The following is a 19,073-nucleotide window of genomic DNA, read 5'->3' on the forward strand; positions in this document are numbered from 1 at the left end:
CTTCCTTGAATATGCTTCATACCGCTCACCAAACTCCAACTCAAATGCGTTTCGCACGAGCGCTTCCCAGGTGAAGCAACGCTGCTTGCGCCTCAGTTCCGCAACGTGCGACTCACCGTATTCTTCGGCGACAAGACGCATATAGCCACTGGCCAGGAGCGTCTCTCGATCATCCGCAATAAGAGTACGACGATGCTTGAGTAGAAGTCGCCGTATGCGCAACGGACTACCAACGCCGAAGTGGCTTGCCTCAGAAATGAGCTCTTCGCAATTGGGCGACGCATAACCATTCCGTCGCGGAAGGGCTCGCCGCAAGGTCCTCAGCAGGCTACGTTCCGTCAGTGGCGCTCGATCCTTCCTTCTGCGCGCGCTTAGGTGCGACATGATGGGTTCTAACTTGATATAGACGTCAAACCTGTCTGCTTAACACTGCTCATGCCTTCCTCCCGTCGTGTTTTGTAAGTGCCTGATTTATATCAGCCTTTCCCGTTCAAGCCTTCGGTTCCGGACCATGAACAAAGCCCACAAACCCGGCAAAGCTGTCTGCCTAACAAGGCGAAGTGACGGATAACAAAGTCGGCGTCAACAGCAAAAAACCCAGGCCGATCAAGGACTTGGAGCGTTTCCTTCGAAAAGGAGCCCCATGAACAAAACCGGCAAAGTCGCCGGCTTGCCCTACTTCGGCAGGAACAGCAGCCAGTAGACCAGCAGCACGTTGAACAGCGCGCTGACGCCAAACAACAGCTTCCACACCAAGGTCGGGTCACGCTGCAGCAGCGGCGAAGCCGGCGGCGCGGTCAGCGGGCGTGAAGCGCCGCGCTCCAGCGCCAGCAGGAACTCCTCGGCCGTTTCGAAACGCTGGCGCTTGTCGCGGGCCACGGCCTTGAGCACCACGTGGTCGAGCCAGATGGGCACCTCGGGGTTGTGGCGGCTGGGGGGCGTGGGGTCGCGGTAATAACGGCCGCTCTGCCAGGGCAGCACTTCACCGTAGGGCAGCTTGCCATCAGCCAGCAGCTGGTAGAAGGTGACGCCCAGCGCGAAGAGGTCGCTCATGGCGTCGGGGTCTTCGGGCGGCACAGTGGTGTCGATGCCGCCGGCGCGCACGGTGAAACCCCACTGCTCGGGGTTGATGTAGCTTGGCGTGCCCGCGTGCAGGCGGCGCATGGCTTCGGGCTCGCGCCCGCTGAGGGCCACGCCCAGGTCCAGCAGGCGCAGCACGCCGTCGTCGCCCTGGTGCAGGTTGGCGGGTTTGATGTCGCGGTGCACCACGCTCTGGCGGTGCAGGCGACCCAGGGCCTTGAGCACCTGGGTGGCCAGGGCCACGGCCTGGGCCGGGCTGAAACGCTGCTGGCGCGCCAGCATCTGCTGCAGGGTCTCGCCGGCGTGCCAGTCGTACAGCAGGTAAAAGGCGGTCTGCCCCTTGCCGGCGGGCGGCTTCTCGTGCAGGCGCACCAGGTGCTCGGCCGCGCGTGAGGTCTGCATGCATTGCGCCAGCCAGGCCTCGTGGGCCAGCGCGGCGCACTCCTCGGGGTCGTGGGCACGTGAGGGATGCAGGGTCTTGAGCGCGTAGTCGGTCTGGGTGTGGGTGTCCCTTACCTTGTAGATGAGGTTGATGCCGTTGTCGGCGGCCACCTCTTCCACGCGCAGATCGTCGATCACCTCGCCGGGTTTCAGGCGCACGGGCACCGGCAGGGCCTGGGCGCTGCGGCTCACGTCCTGCAGCGTGGCGTCCAGCAGGCCCAGCACCCGCACCACCAGGGCGGTGGCGTTGTCGTTGCTGCCGGCCTTGATGGCGGCCTGCACCAGGTTGTCGCTGATGCGCTGCGCGTTGGCCAGTTCGGCCATTTCCGCCAGCAGGCGCAGGCGCAGCGATCCGTGCACGCCGTCGCTGAGCAGGATGAAGACGTCGCCCACCTGCAGGTCGCCCTGGATGTAGTCCACCACCAGGCGGTCTTCCGCGCCCACCACGCGCATGAGCTGGTGGCGGAAATCGGGGTGGGGCATGACGTGGTCCACCGTGAGCTGGGTCACCTGCCCCTCGCGCAACAGGTAGGCGCGCGTGTCGCCCACATGGGCCAGGGTGTAGGCATGCCCGCGCAGCACCAAAGCGGTCAGCGTGGTCATGCCCGTAGCGGGCGCACGCCGGCGGTTGGTGGCGGCCAGCCAGGTGTTCTGCGCGGCGATCAGCCGGTCCAGCGCCACCGTGGTATCCCAGGTTTGGGGCGTGCTGTAGTAATCGCGCACCAAAGTGGCCACCGTGGTCTGCGCGGCCTCCTGGCCCAGGCCGCCGGCGCTCACGCCGTCGGCAATGGCGGCGATCACGCCCATGTCCTCACGCCCGTCTTCGGGCAGCATGGCGCCGGCGAAGTCTTCATTGACGGCCTTGGCGCCCGCCAGCGAGGTGTAACCGATATCCATTTCAAAGCTCATGCCCAGGGTTCCGCAAGATTGATGCCCGAGATGGTGCATTCTGCGTCGGCCCAAGAAGCCTTGGCGTTCTTTCTGGACAGCCCCTCCCTGGAGAAATTGCTGGCATGACACTTGCGTCAGTACCGGCGTACCCGGCCAAAGCTGGCCCCCATTCACTCATCCGGTGCAACGGCGCAGCGGATGAACCCAGGACGAAGGCGTCCCCACGTGCACTGCTCCCGGCAGGCACCGTGTGGACGCCTTTTTTGTTTCTTGCTTGATTTGGATCGACGGAGCTTGTGATGAAAAAACTCAAACTGGTGATGATCGGCAACGGCATGGCCGGCGTGCGCTCGCTCGAAGAGCTGCTGAAGATTGCGCCCGAGCTGTACGAGATCACGGTCTTCGGCGCCGAGCCCCACCCCAACTACAACCGCATCCTGCTCTCGCCGGTGCTGGCCGGCGAACAGAAGCTCGAAGACATCGTGCTCAACGACTGGGCCTGGTACCAGGACAACGGCATCACCCTGCACGCCGGCTGGACCGTGACGGAGGTGGACCGCGTCAGGCGCGTGGTGCACGCAAAGAACGCCCAGGGCGAGACGATCAGCGCCGAATACGACCGCCTGATCCTGGCCACCGGCTCCAACCCCTTCATCCTGCCCGTGCCGGGCAAGGAGCTCAAGGGCGTGCTGGCCTACCGCGACATCGCCGACACCGAGGCCATGATCGAAGCCGCCGCCAAATACCAGCATGCGGTGGTCATCGGCGGCGGCCTGCTGGGCCTGGAAGCGGCCAACGGCCTGATGAAACGCGGCATGACGGTCAGCGTGGTGCACGTGATGCCCTGGCTGATGGAGCGCCAGCTGGACGACGTGGCGGGCAAGATGCTGCAGAAGTCGCTGGAAGACCGCGGCATGCAGTTCCTGATCGGCGCGCAGACGCAGGAGCTGGTGGGTGGCGAAGACGGCCGCGTCAAAAGCGTGAAGTTCAAGGACGGCACGGAAGTGCCGGCCGACCTGGTCGTGATGGCCGTGGGCATCCGCCCCAACACGGCGCTGGCCGAGAGCATGAAGCTGCACGTGAACCGCGGCATCGTGGTCAGCGACACGCTGCAGACCACCACCGATGCGCGCATCTACGCCGTGGGTGAATGCGCCGCGCACCGTGGCATTGCCTACGGCCTGGTGGCCCCGCTGTTCGAGCAGGGCAAGGTGCTGGCCAACCACCTGGCGCAGTTTGGCATCGGCCGCTACACCGGCTCGCTGACCTCCACCAAGCTCAAGGTCACGGGCATCGACCTGTTCAGCGCCGGCGACTTCATGGGCGGCGAGAACACCGAAGAGATCGTCATGAGCGACCCGGCCGGCGGCGTCTACAAGAAGCTGGTCATCCGGGACGACAAGCTGGTGGGCGCCTGCCTCTACGGCGACACGGTGGACGGTTCCTGGTACTTCAAGCTGCTGCGCGACGGCCGCAGCGTGGGCGACATCCGCGACCGCCTGATGTTCGGTGAATCGAACATCGGCGACGCCGGCCACGAGGGCCACAGCAAGGCCGCCGCCATGGCCGACACGGACGAGGTCTGCGGCTGCAACGGCGTGACCAAGGGCACCATCTGCAAGGCCATCAAGGAAAAAGGCCTGTTCACGCTGGACGAGGTGCGCAAGCACACCAAGGCCAGCGCGAGCTGCGGCTCCTGCACCGGCCTGGTGGAACAGATCCTGATGTTCACGGCCGGCGGCGACTACTCGGCCACACCCAAGACCAAGGCCATGTGCGGCTGCACCGAGCACGGCCACCAGGCCGTGCGCGAGGCCATCCGCAAGGAGAAGCTGCTGACCATCGCCGACGTCTTCAAGAGCCTGAACTGGAAGACGCCCAACGGCTGCGCCAGCTGCCGCCCGGCCGTCAACTACTACCTCATCAGCACCTGGCCCAAGGAGGCCAAGGACGATCCGCAGAGCCGCTACATCAACGAGCGCAGCCACGCCAACATCCAGAAGGACGGCACCTACAGCGTGATCCCGCGCATGTGGGGCGGCGAGACCACGGCCGACGAGCTGCGCCGCATCGCCAATGCGGTGGACAAGTACAAGATCCCCACCGTCAAGGTCACCGGCGGCCAGCGCATCGACCTGCTGGGCGTCAAGAAGGAAGACCTGCAGGCCGTGTGGAACGACATCGGCATGCCCAGCGGCCACGCCTACGCCAAGGCCCTGCGCACGGTGAAGACCTGCGTGGGCAGCGAATGGTGCCGCATGGGCACGCAGGACAGCACCCAGATGGGCAAGGACCTGGAGCGCGCCATGTGGCGCATGTACGCGCCGCACAAGGTGAAGTTCGCCGTCTCGGGCTGCCCGCGCAACTGCGCCGAGGCCGGCATCAAGGACGTGGGCATCATCGGCGTGGACTCCGGCTGGGAGATGCACATCGCCGGCAACGGCGGCATCAAGACCGAGGTGGCGCATTTCTTCACCAAGCTCAAGACGGCTGAAGAAGTGCTGGAGTACACCGGCGCCTTCATGCAGCTCTACCGCGAAGAGGGCTGGTACCTGGAGCGCACGGTGCATTACGTAAACCGCGTGGGCCTGGACTACGTGAAGAAGAAGATCCTGGACGACCACGAAGGCCGCCGGGCCTTGTGGGAGCGCCTGCAGTTCGCGCTGGACGGCGAGCCCGATCCCTGGTTCGAGGGCGAGAAGGCCCGCGTCGACACGCGCCAGTTCATCCCACTCGTCATCGAAGGAGCCGCATCATGACTCAATGGAAACCCATCTGCCGCGTCGAGGATATCCCCGTGCTCGGCTCGCGCCGTGTGAACCGCCCGCAGGGCATGGCCGTGGCCGTGTTCCGCAACGACCAGGACCAGGTCTACGCCCTGCTCGACCGCTGCCCGCACAAAGGCGGCCCGCTCTCGCAAGGTATCGTCTTCGGCAGCAGCGTGGCCTGTCCCCTGCACAACTGGACCATCGGTCTCGATACCGGCTGCGCCCGCGCACCCGATGAAGGCAGCACCCCGCGTTTTGCCGTGAAGGTGGAAGACGGCGTGGTGCACCTGGATGGCCAGGAACTCGCCACCCTGGCGCTGGACATCCAGCCCCCCGTGGCCGGTCCCTGCACGCGCAAGACGGCGTCCTGCGCCTGAGAGCAACGTCTAGGCAGTTGAGGGTCTGACGACATGCACAAGGAAACACGATCAACCTGCCCCTATTGCGATCTCGCGGCTGGCGCCACGGATCGCTTTGCGAGCAACGGAAACACCTCCGTAGGGGCCTTGCATGCATAAGGAGACGCGCTCCACCTGTCCCTACTGTGGCGTAGGCTGTGGCGTCATCATCGAGTCGCGGCGCGAGCAGATCATCGGCGTGCGCGGCGATCCGGACCATCCGGCCAACTTCGGCCGCCTGTGCTCCAAGGGTTCCACCCTGCACCTGACCGCCACGCCCGAGGTGATCGCGCAGACGCGGCTGCTGCAGCCCATGCGCCGCCTGCAGCGCGGTGAAACGCCCCAGCCCCTGGGCTGGGACGCCGCGCTGGACCTGGCCGCCACGCGTTTTGCCGACACCATCCGCACGCACGGCCCCGACGCCGTGGGCTTCTATGTGAGCGGCCAGCTGCTGACCGAGGACTACTACGTCTTCAACAAGCTGGCCAAGGGTCTGATCGGCACCAACAACATCGACACCAACTCGCGCCTGTGCATGAGCAGCGCGGTGGCCGGCTACAAGCAGACCCTGGGTGCCGACGCGCCGCCGGCCTGCTACGAGGACGTGGACCACGCCGACTGCCTGTTCATCGCCGGCTCCAACACGGCCTGGGCCCACCCCATCCTGTTCCGCCGCATCGAGGAAGCGAAGAAGCAGCGCCCGCAGATGAAGATCGTGGTGGTCGACCCGCGCCGCACCGATACCGCCGGCACCGCCGACCTCTTTGTGCAGATCCAGCCCGGCACCGACGTGGCGCTCTTCAACGGCATGCTGCACCTGATGCTGTGGGAAGGCTGGACCGATACCAGTTTCATCGCCACGCGCACGCGCGGCTTCGAGGAACTCAAGGCCACCGTGCGCGACGATACGCCCGACAGGGTGGCGCAGACCTGCGGCATCAGCAAGGACACGCTGTACGAAGCTGCGCGCCTGTTCGCCACCTCCAAGGCCACGCTGAGCCTCTACTGCCAGGGACTGAACCAGAGCAGCAGCGGCACGGCCAAGAACGCCGCACTCATCAACCTGCACCTGGCCACCGGCCAGATCGGCAAGCCCGGCGCCGGCCCCTTCTCGCTGACCGGCCAGCCCAATGCCATGGGCGGGCGCGAGGTTGGCGGCCTGGCCAACCTGCTCAGTGCGCACCGTGACCTGGCCAACCCGCAGCACCGCGCCGAAGTCGCCGCGCTCTGGGGCATCCCCACCGTGCCCGAGAAGCCGGGCAAGACCGCCGTGGAGCTGTTCCAGGCCGCGGCCGATGGCGAGATCAAGGCGCTGTGGATAGCGTGCACCAACCCCGCGCAGAGCATGCCGGACCTGGCCACGGTGCGCCGTGCCCTGGAACGTGCCGAGTTCGTGGTGGTGCAGGAGGCCTTTGCCACCCCTACCACCTGCGACTACGCCGACCTGCTGCTGCCCGCCAGCACCTGGGGCGAGAAGGACGGAACGGTCACCAACAGCGAACGCCGTATCACCCGCGTACGCCCCGCCGTGCCCGCACCGGGCCAGGCACGGCACGACTGGCAGATCGGCGTGGACTTCGCGCGCCGGCTCGAAGCGCTGGGCATCGGCCCGCGCGCCGGGCTGTTCAATTACGACCGCCCCGAAGCGGTCTGGAACGAACACCGGGAGTCGACCCGCGGACGCGACCTCGACATCACCGGCATGAGCTACGTGCAGATCGAACAGGCGCCCCAGCAATGGCCCCTGCCGGAAGACGCATCCACCGGCAAGGCCCGCCTCTACGAAGACGGCATCTTCCCCACCGACGATGGCCGCGCGCGTTTTGCCAACACGGTCTACAAGCCTGTGGCCGAGCCGCGCGAATCGCGCTACCCCTTCGCACTCACCACCGGCCGCCTGCGCGACCAGTGGCACGGCATGAGCCGTACCGGCACCCTGGGCCGCCTCTTCGGCCACGTGGCCGAGCCCTGCGTACAGATGAGCCCCGGCGACATGACACGCCGCGGCTTCACCGAAGGCGAGCTGGCGCACGTGACCAGCAAGCGCGGCTCCATCCTGGTGCCGCTGCAGGCCAGCGAGGAGCTGGCCAGCGGCCAGGTCTTCATGGCCATGCACTGGGGCGCCGAATACCTCAGCGGCATGAGCAGCACAGGCCAGCCCCTGGCCGGCGTCAACGCGCTGACCACCTCGGCCTTCTGCCCCAGCTCCAAACAGCCGGAGCTCAAGCACGCAGCCGTCAAGGTCCTCAAGGCCGAACTGCCCTGGACCTTGCTGGCCATGGCCTGGCTGCCGCCCGACCGCGCCCTGGCCACGCGCGAGGCGCTGCGCCGCCTGATGCTGCGTTTCCCCTTTGCCAGCTGCGTGCCGTTTTCGAATGCCGCGCCGCTGAACGGCGCGGCGGGCCAAGAACGCCAGGGCGTGCTGTTCCGCGCCGCGGCCCAGGAGGCCGTGCCCGAGGAACTGCTGGCCGAGATCGAGTTGCTGCTGGGCCTGGACGAAGCCGGCACGCTGCGCTACGCCGACCGCAAGCGCGGCCAACGCCGCGCCGCGCGCCTGCAGCGCGAGGGCGAGCAGACCACGCTGCAGGCCGTGCTGCTGGCCGGCGACACGCGCGCCGAGGCCTGGATCCGTTCCCTGCTGCAACAGGAGCTGCCGGCCCAGAGTTACGGCCGCCTGCTGCTGCTGCCCGGCGCCCAGGCCCCGGTGGCGGTGCCTGCGCGCAGCCGCCAGGTCTGCACCTGCTTCAACGTGGGCGAGAACGCCATCGAAGCCACGCTGGCCTCCTGCAGCGGCAGCGAGAGCGCACGCCTCAGTGCATTGCAACAGGCCCTGAAGTGCGGCACCAACTGCGGCTCCTGCGTGCCCGAACTGCAGCGCCTGGTGCGTCGCGTCGTGCCGCTGAAGCAGGCGGCCTGAAACTTGCAAGGCCAGGGCATGCACACGAACACCGCACCCCTCACCGGTTCCTGCACCCTGGTCGGCGCCGGCCCTGGCGACCCCGAGCTGCTCACGCTCAAGGCGCTGAAAGCCATCCAGCGCGCCACCGTGCTGCTGGTCGACGACCTGGTCAACGAGGCCATCGTGGCGCATGCCGCCCCCACCGCACGCATCGTGCACGTGGGCAAACGCGGGGGCTGCACCTCCACGCCCCAGTCTTTCATCGAGAAACTCATGATCACCGCCGTGCAGGAAGGCGAGCACGTGGTGCGCCTCAAGGGCGGCGACCCTTTCATCTTCGGCCGCGGCGGCGAAGAGGTGGAGCACCTGCGGGAGGCCGGTATCCGCGTGGACGTGGTCAACGGCATCACCTCGGGCCTGGCGGCCGTCACCAGCCTGGGCGTGCCGCTGACGCACCGTGAGCATGCGCAGGGTGTGATCTTCCTCACCGGACACGCCAAACCCGGCGCCCACGGCCCGGACTGGGCAGCCATCGCCGCCACCGCCTACGCCGCCCGCCTCACCATGGTGATCTACATGGGCGTGAGCGGCGCCTTGCAGATCGAACAGGGCCTGCTCTGCGGCCTGCCCGGCGACACACCGGTGGCTCTGGTGCAACGCGCCTCCCTGCCCACGCAGCGCCAGGCCCTCACCACACTGGACCAGTTGCACGCCACGCTGGTGCGTGAAGAACTCGGCAGCCCCTGCGTCATCGTCGTGGGTGACGTGCTGCAAGGCGTCCTGCAGCTGCAGCAGGCTGGCCCAAGGCTTGCTTGGGGTACCTGAACGGGGCCATCGGGTCCCGCCCTGCCGGTCCCCGCCATGAACTACAAGCCCAACCCCGCTGTCACACCCCTCACCCCGCACGCACTCACCAGCACGCAGGCCCTGCCGGCCCACATCAAGGGCTTGTCGCTGGTCAACCTGGCGGCACGCCAGCGCATGCTCTCGCAACGCATGATCCTGCAGACCCTGCTGGCCGCGCGCGATGATGGCCAGCGGCTGGCCGAGGCCCGGCGCAGCCTGCAGATCTTCACCGAGAGCCAGTCGCACCTGCTGGCCACGCCCCGCCAGCTGGAGACGGCCAGTGCGCAGAAGATAGCAGCCACCTACCACGGCACGCTCGGCGTGGGCCCCGTCATCGAGAACTTCATGCAGCTCATGCACAGCACGCTGGAGCAGATCGAACGGCGCGCACCCCGTGTGTCTGAATCGCTGATCGAGCTGGTCGGCTTCACCGACCGCATCCTGGAGGCGCTCAACACCGCGACCACGGCCTTCGACGAGATCACCCGGGCCAAGTCCGACGCCATGATGAAGGAGCTGGCCGGCATCGTGGGTGACATCCAGAGCGTGGCCAAGGAGGCCAAGGTGGTGAGCTTCAACGCCCAGATCATGGCCGCGCGTGCCGGCCAGCACGGCCGCGAATTCGCCGTGGTGGCCAACGTGCTGTCCGACATCACGGGCGAGATCGACGGCCTCACGCGCAAGGCCGCGGTGCTGGCTGACCGCAACAAGCTGGCGGCCTGAAGACACCCCGGCCGGGCGAATCGGCCGGCCCCGGGCCGGCGCTACACTGCTGCCCAAAGCCGTGGTGAGCACCACGGCCACACACCACCAGGGGAGACCGACATGCTGAAAGAGCTCAATGAACTCGCCGAGGGCGCCGGCGAACTCAGACCCGGCTCCGGCCTGGTGACCGGTGTCATCGCCCTGGCGCTGGCGTTCCTCTGTTTCCTGGGCGTGCTGGCCTTTCTTTTCCCCGAATACCTGACCACGCCGGAACTGCGCCGCAGCTACAACGTGGAGACGGTGCGCACCATCATGTTCGTCGCCATGGTGGTGGCCGGCGGCCTGTCGCTGGTCAACGTGCTCTTCAACCGCTCGCGCTGGCTCTCGGCCTTCGCCTTCCTGCTGGTGGCGCTGACCGCCCTGCTGGGCGGCCACAAGGTGCCGGTGAACGACTTCGCCGACCACACGCCCTACATCGGCCTGGACTGGTTCATCCTGGACCTGCTGGGCTCCTCGCTGATCTTCATCTTCGTCGAGAAGCTGTTTGCCCTGCGCAAGGACCAGCCCGTCTTCCGCCCCGAATGGCAGACCGACCTGCACCACTTCATCGTCAACCACATGGTGGTGGGTTTCATCCTGCTGGCCACCAACCTGCTGGTGCACCGCCTCTTCGGCTGGGCCGCGGCCGACGGCATCCAGGCCTGGGTGCGCGACCTGCCCTTCGTGGCGGCGGTGCTGCTGATCCTGCTGGTGTCGGACTTCGTGCAGTACTGGACGCACCGCGCCTACCACGAGGTGCCCCTGCTGTGGCGCCTGCACGCCGTGCACCACAGCGCCAAGAGCATGGACTGGCTGGCCGGTTCGCGCCAGCACATCCTCGAACTGCTGATCACCCGCACCCTGGTGCTGGCACCCATCTTCGTGCTGGGCTTCTCCAAGGAAGTGATCGACACCTACATCGTGATCGTCGGCTTCCAGGCCGTGTTCAACCACGCCAATGTGAGCGTACGCCTCGGCCCGCTGCGCTACATCATCGTCACGCCCAACTTCCACCACTGGCACCACAGCCAGGACCAGGAAGCCCTGGACCGCAACTACGCGGCACATTTCGCCTTCCTCGACTATCTCTTCGGCACCGCCGTCAAGAGCACCAAGCTCTGGCCCGAGCGCTATGGCGTGCTGGGCGACTACGTGCCCAACGGTTTCTTCAAGCAGCTGAAGTTCCCCTTCACCTGGAAAGGCTGATGCAGACTTTCGATGCCGTTGTCATCGGGGCCGGCGCCGCCGGCCTTTTTTGCGCCGGTGTGGCCGGGCAGCGTGGCGCCAGGGTGCTGCTGATCGACCACGCCCCCAAGGTGGCGGAGAAGATCCGCATCTCGGGCGGCGGGCGCTGCAACTTCACCAACCGCGACATCGACGTGCGCCAGCCGCACAAGCACTTCATCAGCGAGAACCCGAACTTCTGCCGCTCGGCGCTCTCGCGCTACACCCCGGCCGACTTCATCGCCCTGCTGCAGCGCGACGGCATCGCCTTTCACGAGAAGCACAAGGGCCAGCTCTTCTGCGACCGCTCGGCCGACGACATCATCCAGCTGCTGCTGCGTGAGTGCGACAAGGGCGGCGTGACACGCTGGCAACCCTGCGGGGTGCGGGCCGTGCGTCATGGCGCCGCGGGTTATGAGCTCGACACCGACCAGGGCCCCGTCGCCTGCAAGTCCCTGGTCATTGCCACCGGCGGCCTGTCCATCCCCAAGATCGGCGCCACCGATTTCGGCTACCGCATCGCCCGCCAGTTCGGCCTGAAGATCGTCGAAACCCGACCGGCCCTGGTACCGCTGACCTTCGACGGCATGGCCTGGGCGCCCTACGCCGGCCTGGCCGGGCTGGCGCTGCCGGTGCAGATCGAGACGGGGACGAAAAAGGAGCGCACGGCCTTTCTCGAAGACCTGCTGTTCACCCACCGCGGCCTCTCGGGCCCGGGGGTGCTGCAGATCTCCAGCTACTGGAAGCCGCAAACGCCCATCCGCATCAACCTGGCGCCCGAGCGTGACTTGCTGCCCCTGCTGCAGGACGCCAAGCTGCGTTCGCGCAAGCTCGTCGTCAATGAACTGGCCGCCCTGCTGCCCAGCCGCCTGGCCGAGGCCTGGGCCGGGCAGGACCCGGCCTGGGCACGCCCCATCAACGAGGCCGCCGACAAGGCCCTGGCCGCCCTGGCTGAAAAGCTCTCCCGCTGGGAACTGACGCCCACGGGCACCGAGGGCTATGCCAAGGCCGAGGTCACGGCCGGCGGGGTGGACACGCGGGAGCTGTCCAGCCAGACCCTGGAGGCGCAAAAGCAGCCGGGGCTGTACTTCATCGGTGAAGTGGTGGATGTCACGGGGTGGCTGGGTGGTTACAACTTCCAGTGGTCCTGGGCGAGCGCCCACGCCTGCGGCGTGGCGCTAGCCCAGGACCTGCGGCCGCACTAGGTTTCCCCCTGCGCCCCCACTTCGTGTGGGGCGCTGCCCCCTCCAGGGGGCAGGCCGCCGCTGGCGGCCCAGGTTTTCGGCCCGTTCCGGGCCGGGTTGCCCGGCTGACTTAACCCGTTATAATGCTTGACTTTGCTGGCATAGCCCCGCCGGCCAAATACTAGTTACAGGCGGGGCATTTCGCGATTCACGGCGTGCAGGCCCGATCTCCTGCCCACCCTCTGTCCGCACATTTCGGAAACCATGACGTAATGACGACCATCCGTGTTAAAGAAAACGAGCCGTTTGACGTGGCTCTGCGCCGCTTCAAGCGCACCATCGAGAAACTGGGCCTGCTGACCGACCTGCGCGCCCGCGAGTTCTACGAAAAGCCGACGTCCGAGCGCAAGCGCAAGAAGGCTGCTGCCGTCAAGCGCAACTACAAGCGCATCCGCTCGATGCAGCTGCCCAAGAAGCTGTACTGATCGTCCTGGGGTCCCCGACCTCACGGCACATCAGACAACCCGCGCTCGGGACGCCAGGCGCGGGTTTTGTTTTTTCCGGAGATAGATATGTCCCTCAAAGACCAGATCACTGAAGACATGAAGGCCGCCATGCGCGCCAAGGACAGCGAGCGCCTGGGCACCATCCGCCTGCTGCTGGCCGCCATGAAGCAGAAGGAAGTGGACGAGCGCGTCACGCTGGATGACACCAACGTCGTCAGCATCATCGACAAGCTCATCAAGCAACGCAAGGACTCGGTCGCCGCCTATGTGCAGGCCGCGCGCCAGGACCTGGCCGACAAGGAAAGCACCGAGATCAAGGTGCTAGAAGCCTACCTGCCCCAGCGCCTCTCGGCGGATGAAGTGCTGACCGAAGTAAAAGCCATCGTGGCCGAACTCGGCGCCAAAGGCCCGGGCGACATGGGCAAGGTCATGGGCGTGGTCAAGACCCGCCTGGCCGGCAAGGCCGAAATGGGCCAGGTCTCGGCCGCCGTGAAGGCCGCGCTGGCCGGCTGAGCTTTCAGGCCCCGGCGCCCACCGGTGCCGGGAAACGGAAGCGCAGTTGCCGGTCGTAGGTCCGGTACCCGAGCCGCTGGTAGATCGGCTCGCCGAAGGGGCTGGCCTGCAGCGTCACCACCCGCGCACCGGCCGCGAACCCTGCGTTGGTCGCCAGCCGTGTGCACAACTCCCCCAGGCCCGAACGCCGCGCCGCGGCCGCCGTGCCCACCCAGTACACGCCCGCCCCCTCGCCGCTGAGCAGCGTCAGCGCCGTGGACAGCGGCACACCGTCACGGTAGGCGACAAAACCCACCATGCGCGGCGACAGCACTTCCTGCGGCCGCCCGAAAAACACCTGTGTCTCGACCGCCGGCAGCTTGAGCGCCTCGTAGGCCTCGGCGTTGATGGCCACGGCGTCCTGCACATGGCGCAAGGTCGTCATGGACTCGACGTGGATACCGGCCGGAAGCTTGGGGTCTTCCACCGGCGCTTCAATCAACATGCAGGGGCTGTCGGCCAGCGGTGTCATGCCCGCGGCCTGCAAGGCCGCGATCAGATCGGCGTCACGGCTGGCCCGTGCGAGCAGCGTGTAGCCTCTGCCCCGCTCTGTGAAGAAGGCCTGCGACCGCTGCAGCACCTCGGCGGCCGGCACGCTTGCATCGACCCGCACCACGCAGTTGCGGAACGCCCCGGGAAAGGCATTCGCCCCCGCCATCAACAGCACACCGCCCTCTTCCACGCAGGTACAGGGGGCCTGCCAGCGCGCATGCTCGCGCAGCGCCTGCAGCAGGTTGGCATCGGCGAGGTCATCGGGGGATGGGGTCATGACAAAACCTCTCGATTGATAGGTTGAACAGCGCCCTAGTCAATGTCCGGGACAGGAGGCCAAGAAGGCCGGTTTGCCTTAACCCAGTTCTTAAGTTTGCGTCGCGCGGAATCACCTGCGGTATCAATTCGGAGTGCATTGCATATTGCCTTCCAAGTGCTAAGCCCCCTCTTTGCCTTCAGCTCCGGAACAGCTGCGACCCATTCAGCGGCACTTGGTGATGGCGCCTTCTTGCTAGCCTTAGCTGCGGCCATAGCTTCCGCAAGAAGTTGCTCCAACTCTTCGTCTCGATCAGCCGTCTTTGGACGCCCAATGTGGCTTTGCAGAACTCGGCGCAAGGCACTATTGAAAGAAAGATTCTCAAACGGCTTGGGCTTCGCTAGCCGCTCTACAAGGGCGGCCAAATCTTCATCTACATTGAATTGAGGCATGTGAATCTCCTAGCAAAAGGAGTTGCCAGTATTTACTAGTAATTCACTAGTGTCAACAAAAATCTACTAGTGAAATTGAGTGACTCGATAAGCCAATCCTTAAATTAGGGATGGGGCCCAGACCTCAGCGCCGCCCCACCCACCAGCCACCCATCTGGTTGACCAGCATGCCGCACAGCACGGCCACGGTGCCGGCCCACTGCAATGCGCTGGGCTGTTCGCCCAGCAGGGCCATGGCGGCCACCAGGCCCACCACGGGCACCAGCAGCGAGAAGGGGGTGACGCGGCCGGCCGGGTGGCGTTGCAGCAGGCGCGTCCACAGGCTGTAGGCCAGCAGCGTGGCCAGCAGGGCCAGGTAGAGCACGGCGAACAGGGCTCGGCCATCGAAGGCCAGCAGCTGCGCGCGCATCTGCTGCGGGCCGTCCAGCCACCACGACAGCGCGAAAAAGGGGACGATGGGCACCAGGCTGCTCCAGACGATGAAGGGGAAAGCCTCGTAGTGCCCGGCCTGCGCGGCCTTGCGGGCCACCAGGTTGGAGACGGCCCACATGAAGGCCGCGCCCAGCGTGAGGATGAAACCTGCCAGCGTCATCTGCTGTGCACCCTCACCATACGCGCTGGCGATCATGAACAGCCCCGCCAGGGAAATGCACAGGCCCAGCCATTGCGACCCGCGCGCGCGCTCGCCCAGCAGCATCACCGCCATCAACAGCGAGAAGAGCGCCTGGGTCTGGATCACCACGGAGGCCATGCCCGCCGTCATGCCGAGCTTCAGGCCCAGGAACAGCAGGCCGAACTGGCCCACACCCTGCGCCAGGCCGTAGGCGACGACGTAGGTCCAGGGCAGGTTCGGCCGCGGCACGAACAGCAGGAAAGGCAGGGAGGCCGCCGTGAAGCGCAGCGCGCCCAGCAGCATGGGGCTGAGCGACTGCAGGCCCATCTTCATCACGACGAAGTTCAGGCCCCAGATGACGACCACGCCCAGGACCCGCAGCAGGTCCCCGCTGGAAAGGGCACGCTGCGTCACGCGGCTTCGCTCCGCGTCACCGAACGCCCCTGGCGCTCCCGCGCAGCAATGAAGGCGTCCAGCGCCTGGGCGCTGGACTTGCGCGGCACATAGCCAAAACGCTGCTTGAGCGCGGTGTTGAGCAGCACGGGCCGGTAGCGCAGGAAGTCCAGCTGCTCGGGGCCGTAACGGGTCAGGCCCAGCCGCGAGCCGATGTTCAGCGCGGCGATCAGCAGCCAGGCCGGCAGCTCGCGCGTGGGCTTGCCCAGGCGCAAGGCGATCTGGTGGATGGTGAGCGCGCCGTCGCCGGCCAGGTTGTAGCAGCCGGGCGTGGCACCTTCCAGGGCATGAAGAAAGGCGCCCGTCACGTCCTCGTCCCAGATGAAGACAAAGGGGCTGTCGCTGCCGCGCACGGCCAGCAGGCGGGGTTTCTCGAAGAGCGCGGTGATCTGGTTGTCGACCCGCTCGCCCAGGATGGTGCCGATGCGGAAGACGGTTTGCGCGAGCTCCGGGTGTTTCTGGCGCCAGTCGGCCAGCATTTCCTCGACCAGGCGCTTATGGTGCGCGTAGGCAAAACTTTCGTTGCCGCGCAGCGCATGCATTTCCGTGAGCCAGGGCGCGTTGTCGGCGTGGTAGCCGTAGGCCGCGCCGCTGGACGACACCAGCACATGGCGCACGCCCTCGTCCACGCAGGCCTGCAACACATTGCGCGTGCCGTTCACGTCCACGTCGTATTCGAAGGCGCGGTTGGAGTCGCGCCCCGGCGTGACGATGGAAGCCAGGTGCACCACGGTGTCGATGGCGTGCTCGCGCAGGGTGCTGCGCAGCGCCGGGTCACGCACGTCCTGCTGGCGGTAGGCCACGCCGGCCTCGCGTCGTTTCATCGGCACGTCGCGCACGTCCAGCGCCAGCACCTTCTCGGTATCCGTCCGCCGCGACAGGGCGGCAACCACACCGCGGCCCAGGAAACCGTCGGCGCCCGTGACCAGGATGCGCCGCGCGCGCGGCGTGGTGTTCAGGCTCATGCGCGCAACTCCTCCGGCGCCGGCACCGGCGCGCGGCGCCCCCACCAGCTGGCCAGGGCCAGGCCGGCGATGATGTCCCAGAAGCCCCAGACCCCGGCCACCACGGCCATGCCGCCCAGGCCGCCGAAGAAGCTGAAGATCAGCACCAGGCCCAGGCCGGCGTTGCGTATGCCCACCTCGATGCTCACGGCGCGGCGGTCGTAGTCCTGCAGGCCGGTCAGGCGCGCGCAGAGGTAACCGGTGCCGAAGGCCAACGCATCGTGCAGCACCACGGCCAGCAGCACCAGGCCCACGTAGTCGAGGAAAAAGCGCCAGTTGCCGGCGATGGCGCCGATGATGAAGGCGATGAGCGCCAGGAAGCTCACGATGCGCACGGTCTTCTTCACGCGCTGCGTGAAGTTGGGCAGCTGGTGCGCACACAGCAGGCCCAGCACGAAGGGCAGGCCGATGATGGCCACGATGTGCCCCACCATCTCGACCGGGTCCAGCGCGATGGTCTTGAGCAAAGCCGAGGCATCGGGGTGCAGGCTGCCCCAGAAGGCGAAGTTCAGTGGCATGACCACGATGGCGATGGCGTTGGAAATGGCCGTCATGGACACCGACAGCGCCACGTTGCCGCGCGCGCGGTGCGTGAGGATGTTGCTCACATTGCCCGGCGGGCAGCAGGCCACCAGGATCATGCCCAGCGCGATGCTGGGGCCCACGCCCAGCAGCAGGGTCAGCACATAGGTGACGGCGGGCAGCACGATGAACTGCGCGGCGATGCCCACCGTCATGGCCCAGGGCATGCGGGCCACGCGCCTGAAGTCCTCCACCCGGGTGTCCAGGGCAATGCCGAACATCAGGAAACCCAGCACGGCGTTGAGCACCACCAGCGAGGCGGGGTTGAAGTTCAGGCGTATCTCGTCGACCGGCAGCATGGCATTTCTCCGTGGGTCAGGCCAGTGCGGCCGCGGCTTTGCGCACGGCGGCGCGGTAGGTGTCCTTGTGCACGTAGTAGGCCATACGTTCGAGCTTGAGGTAGTGGTAGCCACCGGTCAGGTCGGGCGCGGGCCCGGCCATGGCGGCCTGCAGGGCGTGGGCCTGCGACCGGTTTTCATCGAGCGCCTTGAAATAACGCGCCACCAGTTCGGCCTGTTCGTAACGGCCCTGCCAGCCGATGCCGCTGGCCTCGATCATGCCCAGCACGGCCAGGCGCTGGAAACGCGGCGTGAAGATGTTCAGATACAGCTGCGGGGCCATGCCCCGCCAGTTCAGGTGCTCGCGCGCGATGAAGGGGTAGTGCAGGGTGTAGCCGGTGGCGGCCAGCACCATGTCGTAGTCCTGCTGGCTGCCATCCTTGAAGTGCACGGTGCGGCCCTCGAAGCGCGCGATGTCGGGTTTGACGTGGATGTCACCATGGCCCAGGTGGTGCAGGATCAGCGAGTTCACCACGGGGTGCGACTCGTACATCTTGTACTCGGGCCTGGGGAAACCGAAACGCGTGGGGTCGCCCGTGAACCACTTGAGCACGGTGCTGTCGACCTTCTGCTTGAGCCAGGCCGGCAGCGGGCGCTTGCCGCCCAGGGTGTCGGCCGGCTTGCCAAACACGTACTTGGGCACGAAGTAATAACCGCGTCGCACCGAGATGTCCACACCCTGAGCGTAGTGCACGGCGTCCACCGCGATGTCGCAGCCCGAGTTGCCCGCGCCCACGATGAGCACGCGCTTGCCCGTGAACTGCCGGGCGTGTTTGTAGGCCGAGGTGTGCAGCAGCTCGCCGTCGAAACGCCCTTCGAAGCGCGGCATGTTCGGTTCGGCCAGCGTGCCGTTGGCGATGACCACGCCCTTGTACTCGGCGGTCTCGATGCGTCCGTCACCCGCGTCAATGCTGACGCGCCACAGCGTGTCGGGGCTGTCGCTGACGGGTTCGACCTTGAGTACACGCACGCCGAAACGGTAATGGCGGCGCAGGTCGAAGTGCTCGGCGAAGTCGCTGAAGTAGCGGCAGAGTTCGCGGTGGCCGGGGTAGTCGGCCGTGCCCTCGGGCATGGGGAACTCGGTGAACTCGGTGGTGCGTTTGCTGGAGATCAGGTGCGCCGATTCATAGACGGTGGAGCGCGGGTTGTCGATGTTCCACAGGCCGCCCACATCGGAGTAGGCCTCGAAGCCCTGGAAGGGCAAACCGAGTTTTTGCAGGTTGCGTGCGCCCGCCAGGCCCGAGGGGCCGGCGCCGATGAGCGCGATCATCTTTTGCGTGGGAACGGTGGTGGGGGAATCAGTCGGCATGGGCTGCTTGTCTCGTGGTCGTTCGGGGAAATGGTGCGGCC

15 protein-coding genes are annotated in these 19,073 nt (G+C 66.6%); 9 read left to right on the top strand and 6 right to left on the bottom strand.

What is annotated here, in order from left to right; all coding sequences use genetic code 11:
- Positions 1–675 precede the first annotated feature (675 nt).
- Positions 676–2,430, bottom strand: a complete 1,755-nt coding sequence (locus AC1RRP_RS01125) for a bifunctional protein-serine/threonine kinase/phosphatase (RefSeq protein WP_493032408.1) — start codon at positions 2,428–2,430, stop codon at positions 676–678.
- 281 nt (positions 2,431–2,711) lie between these two features.
- On the opposite strand from AC1RRP_RS01125, the gene nirB reads away from it, so the two are divergent.
- From nirB to AC1RRP_RS01170, 9 genes are all read left to right on the top strand, one after another.
- Positions 2,712–5,171, top strand: a complete 2,460-nt coding sequence (gene nirB, locus AC1RRP_RS01130) for a nitrite reductase large subunit NirB (protein ID WP_493032410.1) — start codon at positions 2,712–2,714, stop codon at positions 5,169–5,171.
- Entirely contained in the window at positions 5,168–5,557 is a 390-nt protein-coding gene (nirD, locus tag AC1RRP_RS01135) for a nitrite reductase small subunit NirD (protein ID WP_493032412.1), read from the top strand. The genes nirB and nirD overlap by 4 nt, the downstream gene beginning before the upstream one ends.
- A gap of 133 nt (positions 5,558–5,690) precedes the next feature.
- The gene (locus AC1RRP_RS01140; RefSeq protein ID WP_493032414.1) at positions 5,691–8,495 is read left to right on the top strand and encodes a nitrate reductase; all 2,805 of its coding nucleotides are present in this window, start codon (positions 5,691–5,693) and stop codon (positions 8,493–8,495) included.
- Between the two features lie 18 nt (positions 8,496–8,513).
- On the top strand, positions 8,514–9,302 hold the full coding sequence (gene cobA, locus AC1RRP_RS01145; protein WP_493032416.1) for a uroporphyrinogen-III C-methyltransferase: 789 nt from the start codon (positions 8,514–8,516) through the stop codon (positions 9,300–9,302).
- A gap of 36 nt (positions 9,303–9,338) precedes the next feature.
- The gene (locus AC1RRP_RS01150) at positions 9,339–10,046 is read left to right on the top strand and encodes a methyl-accepting chemotaxis protein (RefSeq protein WP_493032418.1); all 708 of its coding nucleotides are present in this window, start codon (positions 9,339–9,341) and stop codon (positions 10,044–10,046) included.
- Positions 10,047–10,148: 102 nt separating this feature from the next.
- Positions 10,149–11,273, top strand: coding sequence for a sterol desaturase family protein (locus AC1RRP_RS01155; RefSeq protein WP_493032420.1), 1,125 nt, complete (start codon positions 10,149–10,151; stop codon positions 11,271–11,273).
- Positions 11,273–12,496 carry a BaiN/RdsA family NAD(P)/FAD-dependent oxidoreductase gene (locus AC1RRP_RS01160; RefSeq protein ID WP_493032422.1) on the top strand — a complete coding sequence of 408 codons (1,224 nt, stop codon included), beginning with the start codon at positions 11,273–11,275 and terminating at the stop codon, positions 12,494–12,496. The genes AC1RRP_RS01155 and AC1RRP_RS01160 overlap by 1 nt, the downstream gene beginning before the upstream one ends.
- Before the next feature lie 251 nt (positions 12,497–12,747).
- Positions 12,748–12,960 (top strand): 30S ribosomal protein S21, encoded by a 213-nt coding sequence (rpsU, locus tag AC1RRP_RS01165; protein ID WP_057675259.1) that lies wholly within the window; start codon positions 12,748–12,750, stop codon positions 12,958–12,960.
- Between the two features lie 87 nt (positions 12,961–13,047).
- The gene (locus AC1RRP_RS01170) at positions 13,048–13,494 is read left to right on the top strand and encodes a GatB/YqeY domain-containing protein (protein ID WP_493032424.1); all 447 of its coding nucleotides are present in this window, start codon (positions 13,048–13,050) and stop codon (positions 13,492–13,494) included.
- A gap of 4 nt (positions 13,495–13,498) precedes the next feature.
- On the opposite strand, the gene AC1RRP_RS01175 is transcribed toward AC1RRP_RS01170, so the two are convergent.
- From AC1RRP_RS01175 to AC1RRP_RS01195, 5 genes are all read right to left on the bottom strand, one after another.
- Positions 13,499–14,302: a GNAT family N-acetyltransferase gene (locus AC1RRP_RS01175; RefSeq protein ID WP_493032426.1), complete on the bottom strand. Its 804-nt coding sequence runs from the start codon at positions 14,300–14,302 to the stop codon at positions 13,499–13,501.
- Between the two features lie 555 nt (positions 14,303–14,857).
- Positions 14,858–15,760, bottom strand: coding sequence for an EamA family transporter (locus AC1RRP_RS01180; protein ID WP_493032428.1), 903 nt, complete (start codon positions 15,758–15,760; stop codon positions 14,858–14,860).
- On the bottom strand, positions 15,757–16,764 hold the full coding sequence (locus AC1RRP_RS01185; protein ID WP_493032430.1) for an SDR family oxidoreductase: 1,008 nt from the start codon (positions 16,762–16,764) through the stop codon (positions 15,757–15,759). The genes AC1RRP_RS01180 and AC1RRP_RS01185 overlap by 4 nt, the downstream gene beginning before the upstream one ends.
- Positions 16,761–17,684 (bottom strand): bile acid:sodium symporter family protein, encoded by a 924-nt coding sequence (locus tag AC1RRP_RS01190; RefSeq protein ID WP_493032432.1) that lies wholly within the window; start codon positions 17,682–17,684, stop codon positions 16,761–16,763. The genes AC1RRP_RS01185 and AC1RRP_RS01190 overlap by 4 nt, the downstream gene beginning before the upstream one ends.
- A gap of 16 nt (positions 17,685–17,700) precedes the next feature.
- The gene (locus tag AC1RRP_RS01195; protein WP_493032434.1) at positions 17,701–19,032 is read right to left on the bottom strand and encodes a flavin-containing monooxygenase; all 1,332 of its coding nucleotides are present in this window, start codon (positions 19,030–19,032) and stop codon (positions 17,701–17,703) included.
- Between the last annotated feature and the right edge of the window lie 41 nt (positions 19,033–19,073).

The organism is Hylemonella sp. GW821-FHT12C09 (assembly GCF_058807395.1).